The sequence below is a fragment of the Streptomyces sp. cmx-18-6 genome (assembly GCF_046548915.1).
In the GTDB taxonomy this organism is placed as follows: Bacteria; Actinomycetota; Actinomycetes; order Streptomycetales; family Streptomycetaceae; genus Streptomyces.
In genome coordinates, this window is record NZ_JAEBEP010000033.1 from 1 (window position 1) to 2,079 (window position 2,079).

The window sequence follows — 2,079 nt, forward strand, 5'->3', positions numbered from 1 at the left end:
CCCGCCGGAGAACGCTCTGGTCCTGGCGGCAATTAGCCGACGTCACCGCCCTGAGGGTCAGTAGGGTGGTTTCATGCCGAGGAACGAACCGTTCATCATCGACGGAGTCACATACGAGCGCGATTCAACTCCGGGAGGGGGCGGATCAGCCGTGGTGTGGAAGGTCCGCCGTAGGCCCGACGGTCAGGTGTTGGCAGTCAAACAGATTAAGAAGGACAGCAACGCGGACTCCGCTCGCAACAAGCGTTTCAAGCAGGAGATCGAGTACGGGCAGACATCGAACCACCCGAACGTGGTGAGTATCCACGCGCGCTCAGAGGACGCGAACTTCTTCTACTACGTCATGGACTTCTACCCTATGACGCTGCGACAAGTGATCAACGACGAAACCGATACTGACGTGCTTCTCAACTACGTGCGCCAGCTCTGCGATGCGCTCGCGTACGTGCACGGCGACGGCGTAGTGCATCGCGACATCAAACCTGAGAATGTCCTCGTCGACCCTGATGCGCGTCGGCTCGTCCTGGCCGACTTCGGCATCGCACATTTCAAGGACTCCTCGCTCACGAACCGCGGAGACCTCCTGGTGAACCGAAACTATCTCGCTCCCGAGCAGATGGTGAGGAACAACGCCCTCAGTATCGGCAAGCCGGCGGACATCTTTGCGCTCGGCCTCGTAATAACCGAGATGTTCACGAAGCAGAACGCCCGAGGGCGACGACACGCGCTTGTGCGCGACCGCTACCCCTTCCTGGCCGACCTCGACCTGATCGTTGAACAGATGCTGCTCCAAGATGAGGCGCAGCGGCTCCGCATCGACACCGTACGCGGCATGCTTCGGATAACCCTTCAGCGGATCGACTCGGCAATCGAGGAGATCTCCGACGATCTGAGCCCCAATGAAGGGCCCGCCGACAGCTCGTCCGACGAGGTCGAGCGAATCCTCGGCCGTGCTGCCAGAGACGTGCTGTCGGCGAAGCATGTCTTCGAGCGGGTCGCCGACAGAGAGCTCGACCGATTTAACCTCAACTATCACTGCGAGGTTGCTTATCGGGTGAGCACGGAGCTGTTCAACACATGTGCTCAAGCAGTTGTATATGCCTCGTGCAAGGCGAAGTTCGATTATGAGGGCGCCGTGCAGTGGGGCGAGAACGACGACGCTCTCGTATTTTCGGCCGCCAAGCCGGAACTCCAGCGTGAGCTGGAGAAGATTTTGGATGATTTCCCTCTCTCTCAGTCTTCGCACTGGGGCGGCCTGCCGCGGCGGTCGGCTCACTTGTTCCGGTTCTGCAAGGACTACCACTGCGAAGAGCTGCTGACAAGCATCCGCGAATCTGTCTACGGTGAAGGCAATGGCTCGTTGCGGGCGAATCTGATCAGCGCCCCGATCCTTTGGATTACCCGCTGGATGCGTACGGTTCTTGACACCGACTACCTGGACTTCGACAAAACGATTCGTGAGGACATCGGTTTCGAGCACCACCTCTCGGTGCTCTGGGACGAGACGCTTCCGTTGAATTCGGACCGAGAAGCGGTGGGAGTGGATCTGTTGACCGAGCCGTTCAACGCCGACCACGTCGCCAGCACACTGCAGGCACTGGAAGAGAAGTGGGATGTCTCCGTGGGAGTGCTCGTAGACGGTGAGTACTCGGTCATGTTCCGGTCACGCGACACGTACCGCTGTTTCCGCGAAGAAGCGCTCGACCTGGCAGAACCGGGCTCAGTATTCGAAGCCGACGTCCTCGATCTGCTACGCCCTGAGGCGGAGTTCGACGACCTCGTCGCACTCACATGGGGTCGGGACTTCGACGTGGCCATTACGCTCGGGAAGATCCTCGGCACCCCCACGCGCTTGTCCTGAGTCCAAATTTCAAGGGTGGGCATGGGGTGGAGTGGTGCCTGGTCCGAAGCCCTTGTCGCTGGAGTTGTCCGATCGCGAACACCAGGTGCTGCGTGGCTGGTTGCGCGAGCGGACTGCGTCTACGGCATTGGGTGCTGCGGTCGAGGATCGTGCGGAGGACGGGCGAACGCGCAGGTCGCGCCCGCGCCAGGCGGGGCGTCGTGGAGACGAGTTCGGCT

General features: G+C 60.7%; 1 protein-coding gene. It reads left to right on the forward strand.

What is annotated here, in order from left to right:
- Window positions 1-73: 73 nt before the first annotated feature.
- A complete protein-coding gene (locus ACLJPL_RS33970; RefSeq protein ID WP_411084804.1) occupies window positions 74-1,861 on the forward strand; it encodes a serine/threonine-protein kinase in 1,788 nt (595 codons plus the stop codon).
- Window positions 1,862-2,079: the final 218 nt, after the last annotated feature.

What these genes read in the sequence shown, in the direction of transcription:
- ACLJPL_RS33970 (WP_411084804.1), top strand. Translation starts at nt 74, where the DNA reads ATGCCGAGGAACGAACCGTTCATCATCGACGGAGTCACATACGAGCGC.